The sequence below is a fragment of the Candidatus Tisiphia endosymbiont of Temnostethus pusillus genome, from assembly GCF_964264675.1.
Classification (GTDB): domain Bacteria; phylum Pseudomonadota; class Alphaproteobacteria; order Rickettsiales; family Rickettsiaceae; genus Tisiphia.
In genome coordinates, this window is sequence record NZ_OZ183472.1 from 110244 (window position 1) to 136582 (window position 26339).

The window sequence follows — 26339 nt, forward strand, 5'->3', positions numbered from 1 at the left end:
ATAAGTTATGGTGAAAAATAAACCTGTTTTCTATGATCTCGCTGTTAAGATTGAAAAATTTCGTCCTACTAGCAAGGATATAAAGGATTATATTACAGCTCAGCATGCAACTTTAGCAAGTGACCCTAAGGAAAGTTTAAGCCTTAACCAATATTTAAAGGAAAAATATTTTTCAGATGATAATGTAGTAGTAGTTGCAGATTTATCCGATAGGACTTTTAGTAGATCTGGTAATGTAACAGACCTAAGCGGAGGAGATTTTACTGGTTGTATACTTAAAAATACTACTTTTACAGGATGTAATTTGGCTGATGCGGTGTTTTGTGATGTTGATTTTGACAATGCTTATTTCGAAGATACTATTCTAAAAAACATAGATTTTAGAGGGGCTGACCTTGCTAATTGTAGGTTTTCTGATGGCTATAAAGGATACTCTCAAATAGGGAAAGAACGTGATATTGAGGGGATAAAATTCAGTACCACTTCTTCTTTAGGCAGAAAATATGCTGACATAAAAAGTGACTTAGTTCGCAAAAAAGAGCAGCAAGATCTTATAAGTAGTAAACAAAAAGAATTAGAGGAGGCGGAGAAGAAGTTAAGCTTGAAAGCTCAGGCTTGGCGTATTGGAGGTTATAAAACTGGGAATTCAGAATATGATAGGCTGCAAGAAGAGCTGCAACTAATGGTTGAGCAAAAAATATTTCCTAGAGAAGATAATTCAATGCATGAAACTTTTCAAAACATTTTTGGCAGTAGCAGTTGTACTTTTGATCCAGCTTATGTACGAGGATCAACTAAAGAACAGCGGGATCAAGAAACGCAATATGTACCTTTAGCTCGGAAAGATATAGAGCAATATTTGCAGGCAAGAAAGAGTAATGAGAATTTAAGCTTAAATGATTTTGCTAAATCTAAATTAGAGAAATCACAGATAAGATCAGGAGCAAGAATTATTGCAGATTGTTCTAGTAGAGTTGATACTTCTACTAATAATGAATGGTATGATAGAGTGGATTTATCGGGCTTAGATTTCTCTGGAGCAGATTTAGGGGGTGCTGTGTTCGCAGGGTCCGTTTTATCCGGATGTAGATTTAATGGTACTAATATTAGTGAAGCGAATTTCGAGAGTGCAGAACTTGATCGAGCTAATTTTTTAGGGTCTAAAGCAGATAACGCGAATTTTTTTAATAGTAATTTAAGTCAGGCAGTCGTTGATAATAGTCAGTTTACACATGCTTTTATGGCTCGTTCTAATGGTCAGGAGGTTGTGATAAATAACTCCAACTTTGATTATGCGAATATAAAAAATGGTAAATGGGATAACGCAAAATTGACTGATTCAACATTTAATCAGGCAGATTTGCAAGGTATCTCTTTAATTTCAGCAGATTTACGAAGAATACAAATGCAGCATGCAATATTAGATAAAGCTGTTTTAACAAAGTGTCAAGTTATAGAGAGTGATTTATCTAATGCTTTGATGGAAAAGGTTGAAGCACATAAGGCAAAATTTAAAGATACTATATTGCAGAACATAGAAGCAAAAGGATTAGATTTGTCGGATGCTGAGTTAAGTGGTTTGACTAAGTTGGATGGAGCGAATTTAGAAGCGGCTATTCTAAGAAGGATTAATGCTGAAGGAGTGAATTTTATTAATGCCAATCTAAATATGGTGGAAGCACAAAAGGCGAATTTCAGAAATGCAATTTTAGAAGGAGTAGAGGTCAAATTTGCTAACTTAACAGAGGCGATTTTAGAAGGAGCGAAGGCTAAAGGAATCAATGCAAGTTATAGTATACTAAAAAAAGTTCATGCACAAAAGGCTGATTTCTCGAATAGTATAATGAGGAGTATTGACGCTCAGGAAGGGGATTTTACCGAAGTAATATTCATGAATGGTGATCTTACAAAATCAAAATTGCAGCAAGCGATATTGGAAAAAGTACAAGCAGAAAAGGTTAAGTTAGAAGGGGTTAATTTACGTGCGGCAAAGTTAGCTGAGGCTGATTTGTCTAAAGCTACGGTCGATATTGATACTGATATTGTGGACGTAAATTTGATTGGTTTACAAGGCACATTCATTCAGAATGGTCAAGAAATTATTCCGCAAAAGCTTCAAGAAGAGCAAAAACAATTGGAGCAAGTAAAAAAAGCGGAGCAATTAGAATTAACACTAGAGAATTTACCTCACATCGCTGTAGGTTTATTAAAAGAGACAGGGACATTTCTTCTTGATATTGCTACTATAGTACCTTCAGCTATTAGGAATCCGCTGGATACAAAGAAGCTATTATATGATGAGCTATATGCTGATTTCCTAAAATTTCAAGAAGTGAGTGGAAAATTATTAAGTGATAAGTTGCTAATTGAAGAAAGGCAAAAATTACAAAAAGAACAAGTAGAACATGTATCTAATCTAATCAAGGGAGCTGGTGCAGTGGCTGATATATATATTCCTGCTCTGAATGAAGCACGATCTGATCTATTGAAAGATCAGATCGCTCAGCGTGTTTTGTTGCCAGTTTTAGAAGCTGTGTTAAATCCCGCTCCAATGATTTCACCTACAGAAGCTAGTAGAGTTAATCCTGATATATTTGATGGAGTAGATAAAAATTTTATTAGAAGGATAGTGCCGTTGGTGCTAAAATTAGGAGGTGGCGTATTAGAAGGAGAATCAAATAAAAAAGTACAAGAAATTTATAAAAATCTAATAATTTCTAACGAGAATTCAGGGCGTGATATCATTAAAAATGCTTTAGAAATCTTTACCAGCCCTAAAGTAGCAGAAGTAGTCAAAAAAGATTTAGTTGAGTTTTTACGTGATTCAGCTAATCAAAAAGAAATTACCAAAATTGCTGAGAATGTTCTAGACGATAAATTTACTAGATTTGTGTCAAAAGAATTTTTTAGGGATACTGTATCACTAGCAACTAATGCAAGTAGCACGATATTAGAGCATACTCCTGAAATGGTTGCGATTTATGAGTTCTATATGAAACATCAAGATATTGGCTTGGAATTATTGGCTGATAACAATTTATCTTCGACTCGAATAGAAGAAATAGTGGAAACACAAAAAGCCATGATATTGTCTATTTTAGATAATACTAGTAAGGTTGTTCAAGATCTAGCTCCTGCCTTAAAATCGACTCTACCACAATATTTTGCTGATAATAAAAAGAATATTTTAGAATTTTTGGATAAAACAGAAGTGCAGCAAAATATAAGATCTCTTGGTCTGAATCCTAAATTTGTACGTGATGCAACAGCAGCAACTATTCCATTTATTGTTGATGTTTTACCGATAATAGCAGAACTTACTGAAAGTTGTTTAGCAGACAAAGAGGGGTTAGAGCGAATCATTGAGCAAACTAAAGAGGTTATGAACGTACCTGAATCCAAACAAGCAGAAAAAGTTGGTAAATTAGTAAACTCTCTTATTAAGTTTAATAAGGATAATCCTAAGGTTAAAGAAGTTTTACAAGAAAAAATACCTGAGCTTTTAATAAAACATGCTAAAGACCTTGGCCCTGTGGTTGAGAAATTTTTAAATGAAACCGAGATGGGTAAAAAACTAAAACTAAAAGGTGAAGCAATTGTTAAAGCACTAGGGGATCATGCTAAGGAAGTAGGAACAATAACGGCTTCATATAAGAAGGGAGAATATAGTGCAATGGTTCGTCCATTGATTAATTTGTTATCTGATACAAAAGTTCTAAGTTTAGCTGTAGAAGCTACTGTTAACCTTTGGAAGTATAATTTTCAAAAACATTTTGTGTCTAATTCAACACGTGAAAAAGTAATTGGTGAAAAAATGAACCAAATTATGGAAGATGTTTTGTCCAATCCTCTTGTGATAGCTAAGTCAGACAAGAAAATAGATTTATCTTCTATCTTTCAGGAGCAGGCTGAGAAATATAGTCGAAATAATTCATCTGAGTATTCACCGATACTTTATTATTCCTTAAATAATAAAGATTTGAGAGGATTATCTTTTGAAAAAGTAGATATGAAATTAGATAATTTTGAAATTAAAGGGTTTAATTTTAATGAAGTGACGTTAGGAAAATGTTCTCTGAAAAATGCTGAGTTGAAAGAATGCTCTTTTAAGAGAGTTACTTTTAAAGAACATATAGACTTTGAAGGAGCTACCATTGATGGTAATACTTTAACTACACTTCTTCCGGAAATTAAAAAATATAATAAAAAACATCCGGAAAAAACAATGAATTTAGATAATATAAGAGTTGTTGGGAATATAAGCGAAGAAGTTAAATCAAATCCTTTGCTAAAAAATGTAGATTTGAATAAAGCTACTGTAAAAAAAATAGAAGTTATTCCACCAGTACCTAAAGCAAGTCAAACAATATCATCAAATGAACATAGAGAGAGATATGATAGAAATGCTAACAAAGAAAGACAAACAAATCTGTTAATCAGATAAAATAATGTTTGACATTGTTCTGAATAATCGGTATAAAACTTCACACAGGGCAAAAATCCTGTAGCTGTTTGAAAAGTTGATAAAACTGAAAACTAAATACACACTGCGATAATAAAAATTTATGATCGTGAGTGGATACTGTATAAGTAGCAGAATTAGTTCTGTACACATCGTACAATCTCAAGCTTTAAAAGAATCAAAGTAAATAAAATAAGAGCATTTGGTGGATGCCTTGGCACTAGAAGGCGATGAAGGACGTAATACGCTGCGATAAGCTTCGGGGAGCTGCGAATAAGCTTTGATCCGAAGATTTCCGAATGGGGAAACCCACCTGCTTAGCAGGTATCGTATAGTGAATACATAGCTATGCGAAGCAAACCCAGTGAACTGAAATATCTCAATAGCTGGAGGAAAGGACATCAACCGAGACTCCGTTAGTAGTGACGAGCGAACGCGGACCAGGCCAGTGGCTTCAGAATAAAAACTAGAACAACATGGAAAGGTTGGCCATAGAGGGTGATAGCCCCTTATAGGTAAAAAGTTTTGGAGTCCTTGAGTAAGGCGGGACACGTGAAATCCTGTTTGAACATAGGGGGACCACCCTCTAAGCCTAAGTACTCTCTAGTGACCGATAGTGAACAAGTACCGTGAGGGAAAGGTGAAAAGAACCCCGATAAGGGGAGTGAAATAGACCTGAAACCGAATGCTTACAAGCAGTCGGAGCAGACATTGAGTTTTAAAGCTCGTTTATATGTTCTGTGACGGCGTACCTTTTGTATAATGGGTCAGCGACTTAGTTTATCTAGCAAGCTTAAGCCGTTAGGTGTAGGCGTAGCGAAAGCGAGTCTGAATAGGGCGACTTTAGTTAGATGAATTAGACCCGAAACCGAGTGATCTAGCCATGGCCAGGTTGAAGGTGGAGTAATATCCGCTGAAGGACCGAACCCACTACTGTTGAAAAAGTAGGGGATGAGTTGTGGCTAGGGGTGAAAGGCCAATCAAACTCGGATATAGCTGGTTCTCCGCGAAATCTATTTAGGTAGAGCGTTATAGCGATTACCGTCGAAGGTAGAGCACTGGATGAGCTAGGGGGTCCTACAGACTTACCAAACTCAACCAAACTCCGAATGTCGACGAGTACAGCATAGCAGACAGACTGTGGGTGCTAAGGTCCATAGTCGAGAGGGAAAAAGCCCAGACCGCCATCTAAGGTCCCTAAATCATGACTAAGTGTTAAAGGATGTGGGAAAACCAAAACAACTAGGATGTTGGCTTAGAAGCAGCCATCATTTAAAGAAAGCGTAATAGCTCACTAGTCTAAATAAGTTTTCCTGCGCCAACAATGTAACGGGGCTCAAGTCATGTACCGAAGATGCGGATTTGCACTTTAATAGTGCAGATGGTAGCGGAGCGTTCCGTAAGCCTGTGAAGGTGAACTGTGAAGTTTGCTGGAGGTATCGGAAGTGAGAATGCTGACATAAGTAGCGATAAAGAATGTGAGAAACATTCTCGCCGAAAGTCCAAGGGTTCCTGCGTAAAGTTAATCTGCGCAGGTTTAGTCGGCCCCTAAGGTGAGGCTGAAAGGCGTAATCGATGGGAATCAGGTTAATATTCCTGAACCGAAAGGGTGTGACGAAGATAGTAAATTGTATATGCTTATTGGATTGTTATATGCAGTGAATATCTTCCAGGAAATAACACCCTTATTGAAGACCGTACCCTAAACCGACACAGGTGGACAGGTAGAGTATACCTAGGCGCTTGAGAGAACGATGCTGAAGGAACTAGGCAAATTGCATCTGTAACTTCGGGAGAAGGATGACCTATATATGGGCAACCATTTATAGGTGACACAAGCCAGGGGGTAGCGACTGTTTATTAAAAACACAGGGCTCTGCAAAGTCAATAGACGAAGTATAGGGTCTGACGCCTGCCCAGTGCTGGAAGATTAAGAGGAGGGGTGCAAGCTCTGAATTGAAGTCCCAGTGAACGGCGGCCGTAACTATGACGGTCCTAAGGTAGCGAAATTCCTTGTCGGGTAAGTTCCGACCCGCACGAATGGCGTAACGATTTCCCCGCTGTCTCCAGTATCGACTCAGCGAAATTGAATTCTCCGTGAAGATGCGGAGTTCCCGCGGTTAGACGGAAAGACCCCGTGAACCTTTACTATAGCTTTGCACTGGTATTAGGAATTAGATGTGCAGGATAGGTGGGAGACTATGAAGCGGTGGCGCAAGCCACTGTGGAGTCATCCTTGAGATACCACCCTTTTGATTCTTGATATCTAACCGCGATCCTTGAATCAGGGTCCGAGACAATGCATGGTGGGTAGTTTGACTGGGGCGGTCGCCTCCCAAAGAGTAACGGAGGCGCGCGATGGTTAGCTCAGGTTGGTCGGAAATCAACTGTTAGAGTGCAATGGCATAAGCTAGCCTGACTGCGAGTCTGACAAGACGAGCAGAGACGAAAGTCGGTCATAGTGATCCGGTGGTCCCGAGTGGAAGGGCCATCGCTCAACGAATAAAAGGTACTCCGGGGATAACAGGCTGATGATTTCCAAGCGTCCATAGCGACGAAATCGTTTGGCACCTCGATGTCGGCTCATCACATCCTGGGGCTGGAGAAGGTCCCAAGGGTTCGGCTGTTCGCCGATTAAAGTGGTACGTGAGCTGGGTTTAGAACGTCGTGAGACAGTTTGGTCCCTATCTGCCGTGGGTGTAGGAAGTTTGAGAGGATCTGCCTTTAGTACGAGAGGACCGAGGTGGACGTACCTCTGGTGGACCAGTTGTCGCGCCAGCGGCATAGCTGGGTAGCTAAGTACGGAAGGGATAACCGCTGAATGCATCTAAGCGGGAAACCCACCTCAAAACTAGACTTCCCTATCAGAGCCGTGGAAGACCACCACGTTGATAGGCTAGGTGTGGAAGCACGGTAACGTGTGTAGCTAACTAGTACTAATAGCTCGATTGTTTTACTTTGCTGAGGTTGTACTTGTGTACAGCATTAATTCTGCAAGAAACATAAAAAGGTTTTCAGTTTTATCAACAACTCAAATTTTAGACCTCTTTTGAAATTATGGTTCTATGAATAAATGTCTAAAGAAGTCTATATATAAAAAATTTGTATTGCTAGCTTGGTGGTTATAGCACGAGTGAAACACCCGATCCCATACCGAACTCGAACGTGAAACCTCGTAGTGCTGATGGTACTATGCCCTGAGGCATGGGAGAGTAAGTCGCTGCCAAGCTTGCAATGCAAGTTTTTTGTGAAGGTCATGTACACTCAAATGATCCTACGAATTGCATTTGAAAATGAGGGGTAAACTAAAGTAATACGTGACTTCCTGATGTTTTTAAAAAACAATTCTTAAAAGCGTAAGAGTATACAAATTGTCATTAGACATTTGTTTTGTGTTCCAATTCCCCAAATCATTTAACTACCCTTGCAAGCAAGTCTTTTAAAAAGTAAGTTTTAAAAAATCAACTAAATTATCTACTAACAATAATCCATATTATTTGATAAAATTAGAACAAAAAGAAGGAGGTAATATGAACAATATTAACACTAAGTTTTACATGCTACTAGTAATACTACTTGGTATATTCACTTATTCATTAAATCTTTTTAATAAAATATCTCAGTGTTCTTTAGTATTTGTGTTTTTAGCTATAACTGCAAATATCATATCTGAACTATATGGTAGGAAAAAAGCTTGGATTGCTGTAACGTTGAGTATAATAGTAAGCTTTTGTTTGTTATGGGACTTCAATTATTATATTCATGGTCGTGTTATTAATGGAATTATACTTGTATCTTTTGTATCTATATTGTTATCAACATATTGTAGTACAAGTATATTTGTACAACTCAAGTCAACATGTTCTTTGAATACAAGAAATTTTGCTGGTTTAATGATGGGTGCGGTTGTAGATGGCATTGTGATGTCAGGATTTTTTGTAAATATATTCTCTACAAGTAGAGTTTTGTCGATGTTTTTAAAAGAAGTATTATTTAAATGTGCATATTCATTAACAGTTTATATATGTATATTTTTGGGGTCATTTTTAGTCCAAAAAGTATATTGCAATAATAGGACTACCCGTGAACTGAAGAATTTTTGAGTAAAAAATACAGCTGAGTACCGCAAGAATCTTGGATAATGACGATGCAATTCTTGATTTTCTATTCTAGAGTATATATACTCAAATGATATTAAAGGGTGTTGGCAAAGTAGTAATAAAGTAAAATTATCGTCATATTTTGAGAATATATTATATAATTTTACTTTTTTTGTTGGCAATTTAACTAAAGAATTACTTAAAAATTTGCTTTATATAGCATTTATATGACTTTGCCAACATTCTATATACCTAACCCAAGGAACTCTTAGCTAAAAGCGATGTCATTTCCACTTTTGCAGGAATGGCATCGATAGTAGTTAAGATTATATTTATACCAACTATTGGTACAATTCTTAAATTGCCCTGATCAAATCTAATGGAATTAACTATATCATAACTTATTTAAACAGGAATAATGTGTATAAATTTATAGACTTGTTTTGCGGTATTGGTGGATTTAGGATTGCTTTAGAAGGAAAAGGAATGGAGTGTGTTTTTTCTTCAGATATAGATAAGGATATTCAAGAAACTTATGTAAAAAATTTCGGAGAAAGACCTTATGGCGATTTAAATGAAATCTCAGAAAAAAAAATACCAAAACACGATATTCTATGTGCAGGTTTTCCTTGTCAACCCTTTAGTATTTCTGGTAAGCAATTGGGATTAAAAGGCAGTAACGGAAGATTATTTTATGAAATAATTAGAATCGCCCAATATCATAAACCATATGTTTTATTGCTTGAGAACGTCAAAAATATAATTAATATTGATAATGGATCGGTAATTAAAACAATAGATATAAAATTGGATGAAATTGGTTATAAAGTTTATAGGCATATTCTAAATTCTTCTTTTTTTGGTATACCTCAATCAAGAGAAAGGGTTTATTTTGTTTGTTTACGTAAAGATTACGATAATGATCTAAAATTTAAATATTTACCGCCAAAAGAAACTTTTGCAAAAGTTTATTTGGATGATATTTTAGAAGAAAAAGTTGATGATAGTTTATATATTAAAAGAGATGACATAGTAATAGATGGCAATAAAGAAATTGAAAGAAATTTAAGACCTCTAAGAATTGGTTATGTTAATAAAGGCGGTCAAGGAGAAAGAATCTATAGCCCCTTGGGACATGCAATAACTCTTTCTGCTTTTGGTGGAGGAGTGGGTGCAAGAACTGGCTTATATTTAATTAATAATAGAATTAGACGATTATCAGTTAATGAATGTAAAAACTTAATGGGATTTCCAAAAAATCACCATGTTATAGAAGGGATAAAAGGTTATCAACAGCTTGGCAATGCTGTTATACCAAAGATGATCAGTAATATTTATGATTCAATTGGAATATCATAATTATGAATAGAAATGCTTATATAGGAAAAAATGTTGAGGTTCTGTTTAAAAATAGCATAGGAGAACATCAAAAAATCATACAAAAAATTCAAGAAAACTTTAAAATACAAGGAAACTTTATAACTGCGATTTGTAGTGGAGTACATAATGAAAAAGTAGATGTAAAAATGGAATTTTCTTGTGGGAGAAATATTGATGCCAATATAAAGGCTTTTAAGACTGGTTTAAATCAACTAACAAGAACCACACCTGAAAAGTTCTGCGAAAAATTTAATTTGGATTGCTTAACGTGGTTGCAAAATCTACTTGTTGAAAAAGCCAAAAGAGGAGCTACAAAATATGATTTTTTTCCAAAAAGTGAAAAAGAGAAAGCAGTATTAATATTTAAACCTATTGTAAAAGATATAGTGGAATGGTCTATGTCTTATAAAAAATCTCGAGAAATACTAGTACTATACGATAGACAAGAAAGTATGATGCATATTTATTCAATGAAAAATATTTTAAAACATTTAAAATATGACATATCTTTTACATCTAAAGGTGGTAATTTGCTTATTGGTAATTTGATAACTTTTAAAAGAAAAGGGGGAAATGGTAAGTTATGTTCGCATAAAATAAAAACCGACCCAACTCACCCCGGTAATAACATTCAATTGCAACTGAGAATGTATGAATTTATAAAAGAAATGAAGAATTATGAGTTAGGTAATTACGTTATCTAAATTTAAATCCCTTAAAGTGAAAATTACTTAGAAAAAATAAAATATTTATTAGAATGATCGCGGTAGGAATCACCGGTAGTTATGCTTCAGGGAAAACTTTTGTCTTAAATTATTTAGCTAATCTAGGATTTACAACTTTTTCTGCTGACGAATATGTTAAGAACCTATACGAAGAGTCAGAAATACAAAATATGGTTCTTAACTTACTACCTGATCTAAAAAGCTTTGATAAAAGAAAAATTGCAGAGCTAATCTATGCTAATGATTCAGCAAGAAACAAACTGCAAAATTTTATTCATCCATTTGTAGTGGAAAGTTTGTTTCTTTTTAAACAGCAAAATAGTAAATCAGAGATTACATTTGCTGAGATACCATTACTTTTTGAAGCTGGATTTGATCAATATTTTGATTTTTATGTTACAACATTCTGCTCAGAAGAATCTAGATTAAAACGTGCAATGTCTAGAGAGGCTTTTAATTTAACAGCTTATAATAAAATAGCACAAATTCAATTGCCACAACAGATTAAAATAGAAAAAGCAGATTTTGTTATTAATACTGATGTTAATCTAGTAGATTTAGATAAACAAATAACTCAACTAATAGAAAAATTAAAATGCAGCAATTAAGAGAAGTAATTTTAGATACGGAGACAACTGGTTTAGACCCCAAAAATGGTCACCGAATTGTTGAGATTGGTGCTATTGAGATGGTTAATAAAGTTTTAACCGGCAAACATTTTCATTTTTATATTAATCCAAAGCGAGATATGCCGACGGAAGCTTATCGAATACATGGCATATCGGGAGAATTTTTAAAAGACAAACCACCTTTTGAAGAAATTGTTGACGAGTTCTTAGGGTTTATTAGCAATAGCAGACTTATTATACATAATGCAGCATTCGATATTAAATTTATTAATTATGAGTTATCTCTGCTCAAAAGACCTTCTACAGAGTATTTAGAACTTTCCAATATTATCGATACTCTTGCTTTAGCTCGGAAGATGTTTCCTGGAATGAAAGCTAATCTTGACGCATTATGTAAAAGATATAAAATTGACAATTCCTCACGTAAGTTGCATGGGGCACTTAAAGATGCGGCATTACTGGCAGAAGTTTATGTTGAACTTACTGGAGGTAGGCAGATAAGTTTCAATATTAATAGCCAAAAGGCACAGAATATAGATGAGTTAGCGGTTCAAACTACTATGGCAAATAAAAAGAATACTATAATTATCAAACCAACTAAGGAAGAGTTACAAAAACATAAAGAGTTTTTGTCAAAAATTCTTTCTCCAATTTGGTTGTAGAACCAGTGTGCGAAAGTGAGAATGACATATATACTCTTCCGCTTTGAAGAATTGGTTTCGCAAAACTGCGTGGTACTCACGTTTTATCTTCGAGACAGAAAAGTGCTTGAAACGTCTAAAAAATCAGGCTCGTAGTGCTTTTGGCATACTAAAAATTAGTCAACATAAGGCTTCTTATTTGTGCTACAATTTGTTAGATATAAGGCTTTATGGTAATTTTCAAATATAATCAACTAGTATAATAGTTAAACGAAAGAGTTTTTTTGTGCTTGCCCTTTTGCAACTTTAGTGTAAAATCAACAGAAAAGTTCTTGTGCAGAGTCACAGAATGTGCTAAATATCTGATAAGATTGGTGAAGTTTGAACCAAAGATACTCTTCCCATTCGGGATGATACTTAAGTATTAACCTCAGTTTGATGTCAATTCCTTGCGTAGGTAGGGGATATAAAAAAATGACCAAGATCAGGTTGAGTTAAGTTATTTTAGACCGCTACCTATGCATAGCACAATCGCTCGCTAATAGACGACTTTTTAACTTTCAACAGTTGTGCTATGCAGGGGGTGACATCGTTAAGAGAGATAGGGATAACGTAATGATGGCAGGGATATAGAAATGAATTATTTTTTTAATTATAGAATGGTAAAATGATGGCAAAAAAACAAAAATCCTTTAAATATTTACTGGCTAGTAGTGCAATTGCCTCAGTTGTAGCTAGCCTAGGCAGTAACGTGGCATTTGGAGCTGGTGGTGTTGCTGCGGAACGTGGTGCTATAATTATAAACAATGGTGCGGCTTTGACGGATGCTGCTGCTAATCTGAATTGGTATAGAATTGATCAAGTCGGTCAGCCTATAGTAGCAGTATATGATGTACAGGCTGTGTGGGGTGGTCCTGATCCAGAATTAGCAATTACCTATGGTGCTGCTAATCATACACTTAATGCTAACCACGCAGGTGCTACTATTAAAGCTATCAACCTAGCTAATCATCAGCCCGGCGATCTTACAGTTAATCAAAATCTATCAATCGGTTCTATAGTGCCTGACGCTCATGCTGCTGGTGCAGGTGCTGGTAAGTTACCTATAACTATAGCAGCTGATAAAACACTAACTTTAACTGGTACTGCAGCCGTTGCAGCTCAGCATGGCTTCGATGCAGCAGCCAATACCTACACTGGCTTGGGTGCTGTAACGCTTGGTGGTGCAGGCTCAACTCTTGTAGTTCGTTCTGATGATAATGGGGATATAGCTGTCGGCAATGTCTCGGCTGGTGTACATCAGCAGGGCGTATTAACCTTCACAACAGGTGGTACAGTTGGGCAGATTGGTGCTAATGGTGCTTCTTTAGCAGCCGTAAATATCGGTGCAGGAGCAGTTACTTTAGGCGGTAATGTTTGGGCTGAGAATACTAACCTTACCGATATAGCTTCTGTACTTAACCTAGCAGCTGGTACGACAATCACTGGTAATGTAGTTAACACCACTGGTGCAAATAATAAGGGTACATTAACCTTCAAAGGAGCTGGTGGGGTAACCGGGACTATTGGTGCTGCTGGTGCTAATAATGCTTTAGCAGCCGTAAATATCGGTGCAGGAGCAGTTACTTTAGGCGGTAATGTTTGGGCTACTAATACTAAACTTACCGATGCAGTTTCTGTACTTAACCTAGCAGCTGGTACGACAATCACTGGTAATGTAGATAACACCAGTGGTGTAAATAATCAGGGTACATTAACCTTCGCAGGAGATGGTAAGGTAATCGGGACTATTGGTGCTACTAATGCTTTAGCACAGGTTAATTTCAATGGAGCTGGTGTTGTGGCATTAAAGGATGTAGCCAATGCCGCAGAATTTAATATAAACCATAGAAATGTTAATGTTATTGCTACAGGTTTGATGACTGGTACGGTGAATTTTAATGCGGCTGGTAGGTTAATTGCCAATGGTGGGATTACGGGTAATGTGGATTTCCTTGGTAATGCAGGTACAATTACTCTAGGAGATGCTCAGACAATCACTGGTGCTGTGGATAATACTGATGGTGCTGGTGGTGCTGCTGGTGCTGATGCTGGTATATTAAACTTCGCAGGAGCTGGTAATGTAACCGGGGCTATTGGTACTACTAAGGCTTTAGCAGCGGTTAATTTTGGAAATGCTGCTGGAGGAGGTGCTGTACAGTTAAGGGGTGCAGCCACTGCCGCAAGTTTTAATATAAACCATGCTGCTGCTAATGTTACCGCTGCAGGTGTGATGACTGGTGCTGTGACTTTTAATGCAGCTGGTAGGTTAACTGCTAATGCCGGGATTAGGGGTGCTGTGACTTTTAATGCGGCTGGTACGTTAAATACTAGTGGGATTAGAGGTGATGTGAATTTTAACGGTAATGCAGGTACAATTAATTTGGCGAATAATGCGGAAATCGGTGGTGTTGTTACTGTGGGTGGAGCTGGAACATTAATCTTTGCAGGAGTTGGTAGGGTATTAAGAGATATTGGGGCTAAGGATGCAAGACTTGCCCGAATTGATATTAATGGTGATACTACATTCAGAGGAAGTGTCTATACTAATGATCTGCACTTTGGTAATGTTGCTGGTTATACTGTAACAATTGGTGGTCATTTTGCAGGAGGAGTTACTTTTGATGCTGCTAATGATGGGATACTGACATTTAACGGTCCTGCTGGTGGCGGATCTTATACTTTCGACTCAACAATAGTAAATGGTGATCATGGTACTTTAAATGTTAAAACGGCTAACCTCAAAGCCACACATCAAGACATTGGAAAGATTAAAACCATAAATATAGGTATCGCTGCAGTAAATAGGTCTCTAGTAATAGATGCCTCAGCTGGTGATGTTAATCTTCTTGGTAGAGTTAATGATCCTGCTGCTGTTGCTGTTAATCAAACTATTAACTTCTTGAATGCAGCTTCGACCTTGGAGTTATATACAGAAAATAATGATCGTAGCATAATTTTTCACGATGATTTACCAGCATTTGCTGGTGGTGGTGGTGGTTTGGTGTTTATGGAAGGTAAGAATGCAACTTTAACTCTAAAATCTGCAGGAGGAGCAAAGAGTTTCGGTGCTGCTGGTGCTGCACTAAATGGATTGCTTGTTAATGGTAGTGTCACTATTGCAGGAGGTGCTGATGGACTTGACGTCCATGAAGCGATTACGTTAAGCATTATTAAGGGTGCAACATTTACCGATAAAAGTACCACCTCCGCACAGATTGCCAATATTCATATTGGGGCGGGTCGAGGGGGTGTTTTTGCTGCCGGTCCAGCAAATTATATACTTGATGCAGAACACATTAATTTTGATTTAAATGCTCATGCTGATAATCAGATTACTTTTGACCATGCAGATGCTCAGTTAACCTTACGGAATAGTGATGCTGGAAATAAAACTATAACTTTGGTAAATAATTTAAATCCAGGTGCTGATGGTAAGGGTATAGTTGAGCTTCATTCTGCTGAGAATGGAAGAACATTGACAATTGCTGGAGCAGCTAAATCTTTAGGTACTGCTGTTAATAAATTACAAAAGGTAATTTTTTCAGGTAGAGGTAAATTTGACACTCAGCAGATTACCATTAATAGTAGAAATATGGAATTAAATGTAAATGAACTAACATTGGGTGATGTTAATAGCAATATTTTATTTGCTACAAATACTGTACTTACCGTTGGTGATATTACAGGTAATGTAGATTTCCAAGATCATGATGGTACAGTTAAGTTGAAGGCTGGTAAGACCATCACTGGTAGTGTAACTAGTACTGGTACTGGTGATGCTAAGGGAACATTAGAATTCCGAGGAATTGGTGCAGTAACAAATCCTATTACTAACTTAAAGATGTTAAGAGCTGGGGTAGGTGATGTAAGATTAGCAGGTGGCAATTATAATATTACTGAAATTCAAGGTAATGGTGTTGGTAATTTAACTTTTGCTAATAACTTTAATTTAACAGGTTCTATTAACTCAACAGGAGGAAATGCAGTTGGTTTAATATTCGAAGGCAACAATAGAGTTGCTGGTGTAGCTGGAACGGCAACAAGTCCTGTTGGTACTATACAAGTCCAAGGTACTACCATCTTTGGCGACAAAGTTCAAACTGCTAATGATAAGGACATCATAATATCTGCTGGAGCAACTGCTGAGTTTGCTAACAGCGTGACAACTCGTAATATTAAGGGACATGCAGCTGGTCAAGGTAAAGTTCAATTTAGTAATGCTGAAACTATAACCGTTAATAGTGCAATAGGTGCTACTAATGCAGTAGATACTTTAGACATAGCGGGAGCAGATGTAAAGCTTACCCAAGCAGTTTCAGCGAATAATATTAACTTCTCTAATGCTAGTAAAGAGGTAACTTTAACGTTAGAAAGGACAAGTACTGTAGGTGGTATTAGGACTAATGGTAATAATGTTCATACTCTTGCATTAGCTGCAGATTTTACCACTGGAATACAAGATATTGGGTTAGAGAAGAACAGGTTAAAATCTATTAAATTACTGGGTGATCATAAAATTACTATTAATAGTGGTGTCTATTCCGATATATCAACTCAAACTAATAATACTGGTAAAGTAATTTTCAACTTGAATAGAAGCTTTGCTTATAACCTTGGAACAGATAAATTAAGATTGTCTGATGTAACCTTTGCTAAGGATGCTACGGTAAGAGGTGATGTTTATTCTAAGCAAATAACCATTGCTAGTGATAAGACTGCAACTTTTGCTGGTGCTATAAACAGAACTATATCTGTGCCAAACTCCACTGTAGATGGAGCTAGCATATCAAGATCATTGAAAAGTTTTGCCTATAGTACACAAATTGGTTCGGATGAAATAAAAAATGAAGGTATTGCAAAATTTGATAAGGCAGTACTGGTTGATGCCAAAATTACTGGTGGTGAGGTAACGTTTACCGATAATGTTTGGTTTAAACAAACTGCTAATGGGAAAAAAGTAAATTTTGCTGCAGATAAGTTTGTAATATTAGAACAAAATATTAACTTTGCTAATATTAAAGCAGATAAAGCTAAGATAATTATATTACCTAAAACAGCCTCTATAACTGGTAATTTAGCAGCTAAAGGTTTAACCGTAGATATTGCAGCTAATCAATTAAAATATACTGGTCAGGCACAGCTGACAGGAGATGTAGAATTAGTTACTGCCTACGACCCATCAAGTGCAGCAGGTGGTAATATAGAGGTTCAGAAAGGTAGTAAATTGGATTTATCGAAAGCAGACCAGCTGACTATAAAAGTGAATGCTCAGACTGATATTAACAAAATTCCTGAGGGTGGTGCTAAGTATGTTGTGATTTCATCAGTTGATGGTCAGGGTCTTGTTGCAATTGATAACAGTAAAATTAAGCTTGACCCAACTGGTGAACAAAACCGTTTTGTACAGTGGTCCATGGATTCTAGTGATCTAAAACTATATATAACTGACATTTCTAAGCAAGTTATAGATAAAGACATTGCTGGTAAATCCCTATCACAGGAAGAACGGAAATTTTATACACTGTTGAATAATGTAACAGATCGTAATAGTTCTGCTGGTAAGTTCAGGAACAATATAGGTTTGATGGATAGAGAGCATACCCTTCAAGCGATGGATAGAATATTGCCTGGTAATGAAAATCCAATAGGAGAGAGCCTTGCAAGAAATCCAACATCTGAAATAATTAGAGGATTGATGGCTCAAGCTGATACCCAAATTACTGCAACAAGGATGGGAAATTCAGTACCTATGAAAAATGCTGCATCAGCTGTAGGCTCTGGTGATGATGATACGCTAAGGTATGGAGTATGGGGTAGTCCATTCTATGGTACTGCTTGCCAAGAAACGTATAAAGGGGTTAGTGGTTATAAAGCGAAATCAGCTGGTGGAATAGTTGGATTTGATGGTTTAGTAAATGATAATCTGCTACTTGGTGCAGCTTATAGCCGAATTAACACACAAATGTCTCATCAGGATAAGAAATTTGGTGATAAAACTAATGGTAAGACTAATATCTTCTCCTTATATAGTTTGTATAATCTTACCAATAATTGGTTTACTGAAGCTATAGCATCATATGGTATAACTAGGGTTAGGAACTCAGAAGGACGCCTAATTGCAACGAATGTAAAAAGAAATGTTACTGCTCTAGAGACTGCTGCTGCTAAGTATAAATCTATCTCTTATAGTGGTCAATTACTTACAGGGTATAATTATATAGCTTCTGAAAAGTTAATGATTACCCCAACAATTGGGTTCAGATATTCGCAATTTAAGGATGCTGGCTATACGGAAACTGGTACAAAATTCCAAAACTTAGTTGTTAAGAAAAGGTCGTACAATAAATTTGAAGGTATTTTGGGGTTAAGAACTGCGGCAACCCTGAAGGCTAACAAAGTACTGTTAATACCAGAATTGCATGGTTACGTTAATCATGACTTCAAAGGAAAAGCACCAATTATTGATGCAAGGTTAGATGGGATAAATGAACCATTACCGACTAAATCAGTTAAACCTGTTAAGACCTTCTTCACTGTTGGTACTGGTTTCACTGCGAAATATAATATGATGGAATGTGGTATTATCTATAATGTTAACATTGCCAGCAAATATATTGGTCACCAAGGTAGTTTGAAGGTTAAAGTGAATTTTTAAGTAGCTTATCCTCAATTTAATGAGTGCAAAATGGGGATATAAGAGTATTTATGTCATGGCAATTGTCATAACATAAACACTCTTAGCCCCGGAATCCTTTAAGATTTTAGCACATTTGTTAATGGTAGTACCAGTGGTTAATACATCATCTACTAATAATATTTTTTGGTCTATAATTTGATATTTTTTATTGAATATAAGGCTATTTGATAAGTTTTTTTCTCGTTCTTTTTTAGATAAAAAAGTTTGGGATTTGGTCCATCTTGACTTAATTAATACGTCAGGACTTACAGGTTTTTTTAGTAGTCTGCTGATTTCTTGAGCCATAATCAAAGCAGGATTATACATTCTAAACAATCTTTTGAATCTATTCATTGGAACTGGAATAATCAGGTCAATATCTTGAAATTCGCTGTGATATTGTATATAAAGTAATTTGCTGAAAGTTTTGGAAAGAATGGTTTTGTCTTGATATTTAAAAGCATGAATTATTTTCTTGCTATGCTCGTTAAATTTAATTAAACTACGGGATATGTTATAATGTGGTTTATATTGAAAGCATTTTGCACAACACATATCATCTAAAATTGATATATCTAATCTACAACCACAAATATTGCAGTAAGGTTTTGTAATAAAGTCAAATTTCTTCCAACAATTTAGACAAAATTCTTCTTTAGTGGCAGTCATTTCAGCACAAGACAAACATCTTGCTGGCAAGATATAATCTACTAGGTAATTATAAAATCTACTAATTTTGTACATTACTATAAAAGCAAACCTTTAGGCAATATCTCTAGTTAAGTTTACCGGTCTACGAACACATGGGTTGCCACTACTCGAAGAATCTGTTGATTCAACAGACACACAAGGGCTTTTAATCTCGTAAGGAGGACCAGGAGTGCATGATAATAATTGCAAGAGTATAACAAAAAACAGAGAAAATCTTAATAATTTTGTCATAATTGTCGTTTGGAATTAATTTTATTGTCTTAGATTCTATAGGAGGTTAACCTAGTTCGCAATAAATCTCAAGTACATTTGATAAAAAATAAGTTTTAGATACAAAATACATAATAGCTTGTGGCATTTTTCCTGACAAGCATATATACTCTCTTCAAATGTTTGCAAGTAATAACCTAAGGAAACGATGATAAGTACATCCTTCAAAGAAAGACCTCCTTATGCTAGAAAGTATAATAGTTGGCGTATTAGAATTTTATATTCAATAATTATTGGTTATTCAACATTCATATTTTGTCGTCAGAATTTTAATATTGCAATGCCTGCTTTAATGGATCATTTTGAGGTAACAAAAACTCAACTTGGCTGGATTTTAACAGCCTCTTCTATAGTTTATGGTGTAGGAAAGTTGTGTAATGGATTCTTTAGCGATAGATCAAATGCTCGTATATTTATGGTGGTTGGTCTTGCCCTTGTAGGCATCATAACATTGTTATCGGGTTTTGCTTCTAGTATAACCTTACTGGGTTTTTTATGGATTCTGAATAATTGGTTTCAATCCATGGGATGGCCGCCTGCAACACGTATGTTGACTTATTGGTACGCTTCTAAGGAATTAGGAATGAAATGGTCTTTAGGGGCTACTTCTAATCAAATTGGCGGAGCAACTACTATGATAGTGTGTGGCTATTTAATAGACGTTTATGGTTGGAAAGCAGCATTTATAATTCCTGGAATAGTGGCATTATTAATATCGTTATTTTTATTTAATAGATTACGTAATTCTCCCAATGAGGTTAATTTGCCCATAGTAGAAGAGTATAAAGAATGTGATATATCTCTTGGAAACAATGGTGATAATTTATTAACGCGTCAACTAATAGAAATTGTATTTTGTAATAAGTTAGTGTGGTATGTGTGTTTTGCTAATATGTTTGTTTATATTGTACGGTCAGGTGTAATTTTTTGGGCACCCGTATTTTTACGTGAACTAAAAAACGTTACTATTGCTCAAGCTGGTCTACAAGTTGCTTCTTATGATATTTTAGGTTTAATTGGTGGTGTTGTTGCTGGATGGATGTCAGACAATCTATTTCAAGGACGACGTGGTCCAGTTGGTTCAGTATTTATGTTTGTTTTGGCTTTTACTCTTATTTTATTTTGGCAAATACCAAACGAGTATGAAATATTTAGCATGATTATTCTTGCTTTGGCTGGTTTTTTTGTATCTGGACCGCAAGTCTTAATAGGTGTTGCTACAGCAGATTTTACTAATAAACAAGCAGTTGGTACAGCTAATGGTCTTTCAGGCTTATTTGGTTATCTTGGTGCTGCATTGGCTGGGGTATGTGTTGGTTGGATTTCTGATAATTTAGGTTGGAATGGTGTTTTTTTATTTTTTATCTTGTCTGCTTTCTTGGGGGCAATACTTTTTTCCTTAACTTGGAATTATAGTTCTAGAAAAATGCGTAACGTGTTACTTTAGCTGTGCTGTCAGAATTTACTTGCCAAAAATGTATAAATTTATATAAATGTTAATAATAAATTAATAAAGGTTTACTGTGACTCAAGAATATACGTTTTCAATGATTAAGCCAGATGCTACGAGAAGAAATATAATTGGTAAGATTACTTCTTATTTAGAAAATAATGGGCTGAAAATAGTAGCTCAAAAAATGACCATTTTAACTAAAGATCAAGCAGAGCATTTTTATGCAGAACATAAATCAAGAACATTTTTTAGTAGTTTAATAGAGGGCATTATTTCTGGTCCTGTTGTTTTACAGGTGCTTAAAGGAGAAAATGCTATCTTACAAAATCGTAAAATAATGGGAGCTACTAACCCAGAAAATGCTGAACTAGGCACAATTCGGAGAGATTTTGCAGAAAATATCGAGGCTAATAGTATTCACGGTTCTGATACTTTGGAAAGTGCTGAAAGAGAGATAAAACTTTTCTTTACTGAAAAAGAAATTGTAGAATAATTATAGTCTATATGAGATATAGTGTTGTAGTTATTGGTGGTGGTCATGCTGGTTGCGAGGCAGCTTCGGCTTCTGCTCGTTTAGGTGTAGATACTCTTTTAATTACTCTAAAATTAGATAATCTTGGTGAAATGTCTTGCAATCCTGCAATAGGTGGGGTAGCAAAAGGCACTTTAGTAAAAGAAATAGATGCACTTGACGGACTCATGGGTAAAATTATAGATCAAGCTGGTATCCATTATAAGATGCTCAATGAAAGTAAAGGGCCAGCAGTTTGGGGACCAAGAGCTCAAGCTGACAGAAAACTTTATAAGAAAGCTATGCATAATGTCTTGATAAATCACCCAAATTTGACAATTTTATGTGCGTCTGTAGAAAATATTGAAGTCCACGACTCTAAAGTAAAGGCATTAACCTTAGATAATGGTACGCGTATTGAGTGTCAAAAAGTTGTATTAACCACAGGTACGTTTTTATCGGGACTCATTCACATAGGAACTAAAAAAATCCCATCGGGTAGAATAGGTGAAAAGCCGTCATACGGTTTATCTAACACTTTAAAATCTTTTGGCTTTTCTCTTGGTAGGTTAAAAACTGGTACCCCTCCAAGAATAGATGGAAGAACAATTGATTATAACGAAGTAGAAGTGCAGGCTGGAGATACCGTGCCACGTCCTTTCTCCGAACTTACAAATTCTGTTAAGATAAAGCAAATAAATTGTTTCGTTACTAGAACAACTGAACAAACTCATGAAATTATTAGGAATAATTTAGATAAATCAGCTATGTATTCTGGACAAATCAAGGGTATAGGACCAAGATATTGTCCATCCATCGAGGATAAGGTTACTAGATTCTCTAAAGTAAGTCATCAAATATTTTTAGAACCTGAAGGCTTGGACGACCATACTATATACCCAAATGGTATATCTACATCGTTGCCTGAAGATATACAATTAGCATTGCTAAAAACAATTCCTGGTCTTAAAAATGCCACTATGTTAAAACCAGGATATGCAATAGAATATGATTATGTCGATCCAAGAGAATTAAAAGTAACGTTAGAAACAAAAAAAATTAAAGGTTTGTATTTTGCCGGTCAAATTAATGGCACCACTGGCTATGAAGAAGCTGCGGGGCAAGGAATTATGGCTGGCATTAATGCAGCCTTATCGATAAAAAATCAATCAGATTTTATTTTGACTAGAGCAGATGCTTATATTGGTGTTATGATTGATGATTTAATTACCCTTGGTACAGTGGAGCCTTATAGAATGTTCACTTCCAGATCTGAATATAGACTTTCTGTTAGGGCTGATAATGCAGATTTAAGGCTAACTCAAATGGCCATAGATATTGGTGTTATATCCAATTTACGCAAAGAGATTTTTAGTAAGAAATGTGACGATATTCATAAGGTAGAAAATATTGTAAAAACTATTTCTTTAACAACCACTAAGTTAGCTAACTTGGGTGTGTCTATTGCACAAGATGGTTCATATAAAACAGCCTTTGATTTACTAGGACTACCAAATTTTGGTGTTGATAAAACAATAGAGATATTCCCAGAACTTATTTCATTAAATAAAAAAATCCTTCATTATCTTTGTATTGAATCAAGATATTCTTCTTATTTGATTAGACAAAATGCAGATATTCAATTATTTAAAGAAGAAGAGTTGGAATTATTAGATGAGAATATTGATTACTTTAAAATACCAAGCTTGTCTACAGAAGTAAGAGAAAAGCTCCATTATCATAAACCGGCGACTATTGGTGCAGCTAGAAGAATATCTGGAGTTACTCCAGCTGCTTTAATAGCAATTATAATTTATATAAAAACAAGATATAAACATTAATGTATGACGGTCGTAATGTTCCACGTGAAATATTAGATGCCCTTAAGAAGTATCAATCATTGACATTAAAATGGAATAAAACTATTAATCTCGTTTCTTGTAATACCGAGCGTGAGTTTTGGGTAAGACATATTTTAGATTCTTTACAGCTAATGAAGTATATAAATAACCAAAATATTCATTTAATAGATGTTGGTTCGGGTGGTGGATTTCCAGGGATAGTTTTGTCTATTGCTGGAATAAAAAATGTTACTTTAGTAGAATCTGATGTAAGAAAATCTATTTTTTTATTGCAAGCTTCTAAAATTTCTACTAATAAAGTCAATGTGGTTAATCAACGAATAGAAAATGTTAAATTAGATTGTGATATATTAACTTCTAGAGCCTGTGCTCAGTTAGAGAAAATATTTGTTTATACCCAACATATTAATGTAAGAAATAAGTATTTATTATTTAAAGGTGAGCAATATCAAAAAGAAATTGAAATTGCTAAAAAGAGATGGTCTTTTTGTCATTCTATGTATGATAGTGAGACTTCTGATAATAGTAAGATTCTAGAAATTAGTAACATATATGACAAAAATAGTTGCGATAGTTAATCAAAAAGGTGGAGTTGCTAAAACTACAACTACTGTAAATTTATCGACAGCTTTATCTGTAATGGATAAAAAAATCTTGGTTATAGATTTAGATCCTCAAGGAAATAGTAGTACTGGTTTTGGTATAAACCAACAAGATAGAAAAGTTACTATTTATCAAGTATTAATTGGTTTAAGAACGATTGAAGAAGCCATAATACAAACGAATATTCCAAATTTACAATTAATTACAGCTAACACTAATTTATCCGGTGCTGAATCGGATTTATTAAGTATAAAAAAGCGTGAATATTTATTATCGGATTTGTTAAATAAGTTGGTCAGTAAATATGATTATATTATTATAGATTGTCCTCCTGCTCTTAACCTACTAACAGTTAATGCGTTAGTAGCTTGTGATTATGTATTAATCCCTATGCAGTGTGATTTTTATTCATTAGAAGGATTAAGTCATTTACTAAAGACAATTGAAATTGTAGAAAAGAATTTAAATCCGAAAATAAAAATTGCCGGTATTTTATTTACTATGTATGATAAGCGCAATCGATTAACTGAGCAAGTAGAGGATGATGTTAGAAAATGCTTAGGAAGATTGGTATTTAAGACAGTTATTCCGCGGAATGTAAAACTATCTGAGGCACCATCTTACGGTCAGCCAGCAATTATTTATGATCATAAATGTACTGGCTCTATTGCTTATATAGAACTTACAAAAGAGATTTTAGGTAGAAATATATGAAAAACAAAGGTTTAGGCAAAGGGTTATCGGCTTTGCTTGGAGAAGAGGTTTTTACTGTAGAAAAAGATGAATTAATAAAAATTATAGATATTGATAAAATTGAAGCTAGGAATAATCAACCAAGGAAAAAATTTGAATATGATAAAATAAAAGAATTAGCTGACTCCATAAGTAATAATGGTTTATTGCAACCAATCATTGTTAATTCAACCAGTGATGGAAAATATAAAATTATAGCTGGTGAGAGACGTTGGCGTGCTTGTAAGATAGCTAAGCTTAGCGATATTCCTGCTATTGTAAAAGATATAGGGGATAAAGAAATTATAGAGATAGCACTAATTGAAAATATTCAAAGAGAGGAATTATCTGTTATAGAAGAATCAGAAGGATTTGAGCGGTTAATAAAAGAGTTTGGTTATACACAAGAGAAATTAGCAGAAAAACTTAGCAAGAGTCGTAGTCATGTAGCTAATTTATTAAGACTAAATCAATTACCACAATCTATCAAAGATAAAATAAATGAAGGGCTTTTAACTATGGGACATGCAAGATGCCTAATTAATCATCAGCAGGCCGAGGTAATAGCTAACCATATTATTGAAAATGATTTAAGCGTTCGACAAACTGAAGATATAGTAAAAAATTGGTCTAAAAATGAATATACAAAAATCCCAGAACATGATAGACATGTAGGGAAAAGATTTCTAAAAGAAAATAGTAAAGAGAATGATCTACAATTATTAGCTAAATCATTGTCAGAAAGATTTAATATAAAAGTAACTATTGAAAACTACCCAATTGGTGGAAAATTAATATTTCACTATAGTAATTTAGAAGAACTTGATTCAATTTTGTCGAGGTTAAATTAAATGCAAATTTTTTTAGATAGTGTTGATATTAAAGAAATTGATGAGATTAATCAATTAGGTATAATTGATGGTATAACTACTAATCCTTCCTTAATGTCTAAGACAAAAGATGATTTTGTCTCAACTATTGCAGAAATATGTAAGATAATAACTTCCGATGTTAGTGTTGAAGTGGTTGCAAATGATGTTGATACTATGATTAGTCAAGGAAATAAAATTTTAGAAATATCCAGCAATATTGTTATTAAATTACCTATGACATGGAATGGTATTAAGGCGTGCCAATATTTTGCAAATAAAGAAAAAAAAGTGAACATGACCTTATGCTTTTCTGTGAATCAGGCTCTTATCGCTGCAAAAGCCGGAGCATATTATATATCGCCTTTTATCGGTAGACTTGATGATATAGGTCAAAATGGTATTAGTTTAATAAGTGATATAAGACAAGTATATGATAATTATCAGTATCAAACAAAAATCCTTGCTGCATCTATAAGAAACCCTAACCATGTTTATCAAGCTAGTATGTATGGGGCTGATGTTGCTACAATGTCTGGTAAAATTATCAAGCAATTATTAGATCATCCACTAACAGACTTCGGTTTAGAGATTTTTAATAAAGATTGGGATAAATCTGGATTAAAAATTTAATTATTAAAAAAGAATTAGATACTGCTTATTTCAGGTAACA

General features: G+C 35.0%; 16 protein-coding genes and 2 rRNA genes. 16 read left to right on the plus strand and 2 right to left on the minus strand.

What is annotated here, in order from left to right; translation table 11 throughout:
• Positions 1–7 precede the first annotated feature (7 nt).
• The 9 genes from ACFEL2_RS00540 to ACFEL2_RS00580 all read left to right on the plus strand — a co-directional run bounded on the left by ACFEL2_RS00540 (position 8) and on the right by ACFEL2_RS00580 (position 18634).
• Positions 8–4444 (plus strand): pentapeptide repeat-containing protein, encoded by a 4437-nt coding sequence (locus ACFEL2_RS00540; protein ID WP_375332008.1) that lies wholly within the window; start codon positions 8–10, stop codon positions 4442–4444.
• Between the two features lie 199 nt (positions 4445–4643).
• Positions 4644–7423, plus strand: a 23S ribosomal RNA gene (locus ACFEL2_RS00545).
• Positions 7424–7576: 153 nt separating this feature from the next.
• Positions 7577–7691: ribosomal RNA gene (gene rrf, locus ACFEL2_RS00550) — 5S ribosomal RNA — on the plus strand.
• A 301-nt stretch (positions 7692–7992) separates the two neighbouring features.
• Positions 7993–8565: a VUT family protein gene (locus tag ACFEL2_RS00555; RefSeq protein ID WP_375332009.1), complete on the plus strand. Its 573-nt coding sequence runs from the start codon at positions 7993–7995 to the stop codon at positions 8563–8565.
• Between the two features lie 417 nt (positions 8566–8982).
• Positions 8983–9921, plus strand: a complete 939-nt coding sequence (locus ACFEL2_RS00560) for a DNA cytosine methyltransferase (protein ID WP_341751424.1) — start codon at positions 8983–8985, stop codon at positions 9919–9921.
• A 2-nt stretch (positions 9922–9923) separates the two neighbouring features.
• A complete protein-coding gene (locus tag ACFEL2_RS00565; protein ID WP_375332010.1) occupies positions 9924–10646 on the plus strand; it encodes a hypothetical protein in 723 nt (240 codons plus the stop codon).
• Between the two features lie 53 nt (positions 10647–10699).
• Positions 10700–11275 (plus strand): dephospho-CoA kinase, encoded by a 576-nt coding sequence (gene coaE, locus ACFEL2_RS00570; RefSeq protein WP_342271616.1) that lies wholly within the window; start codon positions 10700–10702, stop codon positions 11273–11275.
• Positions 11263–11958, plus strand: a complete 696-nt coding sequence (gene dnaQ / locus ACFEL2_RS00575) for a DNA polymerase III subunit epsilon (protein ID WP_375332011.1) — start codon at positions 11263–11265, stop codon at positions 11956–11958. The genes coaE and dnaQ overlap by 13 nt, the downstream gene beginning before the upstream one ends.
• A gap of 646 nt (positions 11959–12604) precedes the next feature.
• Positions 12605–18634 (plus strand): autotransporter domain-containing protein, encoded by a 6030-nt coding sequence (locus tag ACFEL2_RS00580; protein WP_375332012.1) that lies wholly within the window; start codon positions 12605–12607, stop codon positions 18632–18634.
• A 48-nt stretch (positions 18635–18682) separates the two neighbouring features.
• Here the strand turns inward: ACFEL2_RS00580 and ACFEL2_RS00585 are convergent, their stop codons facing one another.
• Both ACFEL2_RS00585 and ACFEL2_RS00590 read right to left on the minus strand, forming a co-directional pair.
• Entirely contained in the window at positions 18683–19399 is a 717-nt protein-coding gene (locus ACFEL2_RS00585; protein ID WP_341751419.1) for a ComF family protein, read from the minus strand.
• An 18-nt stretch (positions 19400–19417) separates the two neighbouring features.
• Positions 19418–19597 carry a DUF2706 domain-containing protein gene (locus ACFEL2_RS00590; RefSeq protein ID WP_341748385.1) on the minus strand — a complete coding sequence of 60 codons (180 nt, stop codon included), beginning with the start codon at positions 19595–19597 and terminating at the stop codon, positions 19418–19420.
• Positions 19598–19784: 187 nt separating this feature from the next.
• Here ACFEL2_RS00590 and ACFEL2_RS00595 point away from each other — a divergent pair, with 187 nt between their 5' ends.
• The 7 genes from ACFEL2_RS00595 (at position 19785) to fsa (ending at position 26299) form a co-directional block, all read left to right on the plus strand.
• Positions 19785–21083: an MFS transporter gene (locus tag ACFEL2_RS00595; RefSeq protein WP_375332013.1), complete on the plus strand. Its 1299-nt coding sequence runs from the start codon at positions 19785–19787 to the stop codon at positions 21081–21083.
• A gap of 76 nt (positions 21084–21159) precedes the next feature.
• Positions 21160–21582: a nucleoside-diphosphate kinase gene (gene ndk / locus ACFEL2_RS00600; protein WP_341751416.1), complete on the plus strand. Its 423-nt coding sequence runs from the start codon at positions 21160–21162 to the stop codon at positions 21580–21582.
• 11 nt (positions 21583–21593) lie between these two features.
• Positions 21594–23441 (plus strand): tRNA uridine-5-carboxymethylaminomethyl(34) synthesis enzyme MnmG, encoded by a 1848-nt coding sequence (mnmG, locus tag ACFEL2_RS00605; RefSeq protein WP_375332014.1) that lies wholly within the window; start codon positions 21594–21596, stop codon positions 23439–23441.
• Positions 23441–24040 carry a 16S rRNA (guanine(527)-N(7))-methyltransferase RsmG gene (gene rsmG, locus ACFEL2_RS00610; RefSeq protein ID WP_341751414.1) on the plus strand — a complete coding sequence of 200 codons (600 nt, stop codon included), beginning with the start codon at positions 23441–23443 and terminating at the stop codon, positions 24038–24040. Before mnmG ends, rsmG begins: the two co-directional genes overlap by 1 nt.
• Entirely contained in the window at positions 24015–24779 is a 765-nt protein-coding gene (locus ACFEL2_RS00615) for an AAA family ATPase (protein WP_341748380.1), read from the plus strand. Before rsmG ends, ACFEL2_RS00615 begins: the two co-directional genes overlap by 26 nt.
• Entirely contained in the window at positions 24776–25648 is an 873-nt protein-coding gene (locus ACFEL2_RS00620) for a ParB/RepB/Spo0J family partition protein (protein ID WP_375332015.1), read from the plus strand. Before ACFEL2_RS00615 ends, ACFEL2_RS00620 begins: the two co-directional genes overlap by 4 nt.
• Positions 25649–26299, plus strand: coding sequence for a fructose-6-phosphate aldolase (gene fsa, locus ACFEL2_RS00625; RefSeq protein WP_341751412.1), 651 nt, complete (start codon positions 25649–25651; stop codon positions 26297–26299).
• Positions 26300–26339: the final 40 nt, after the last annotated feature.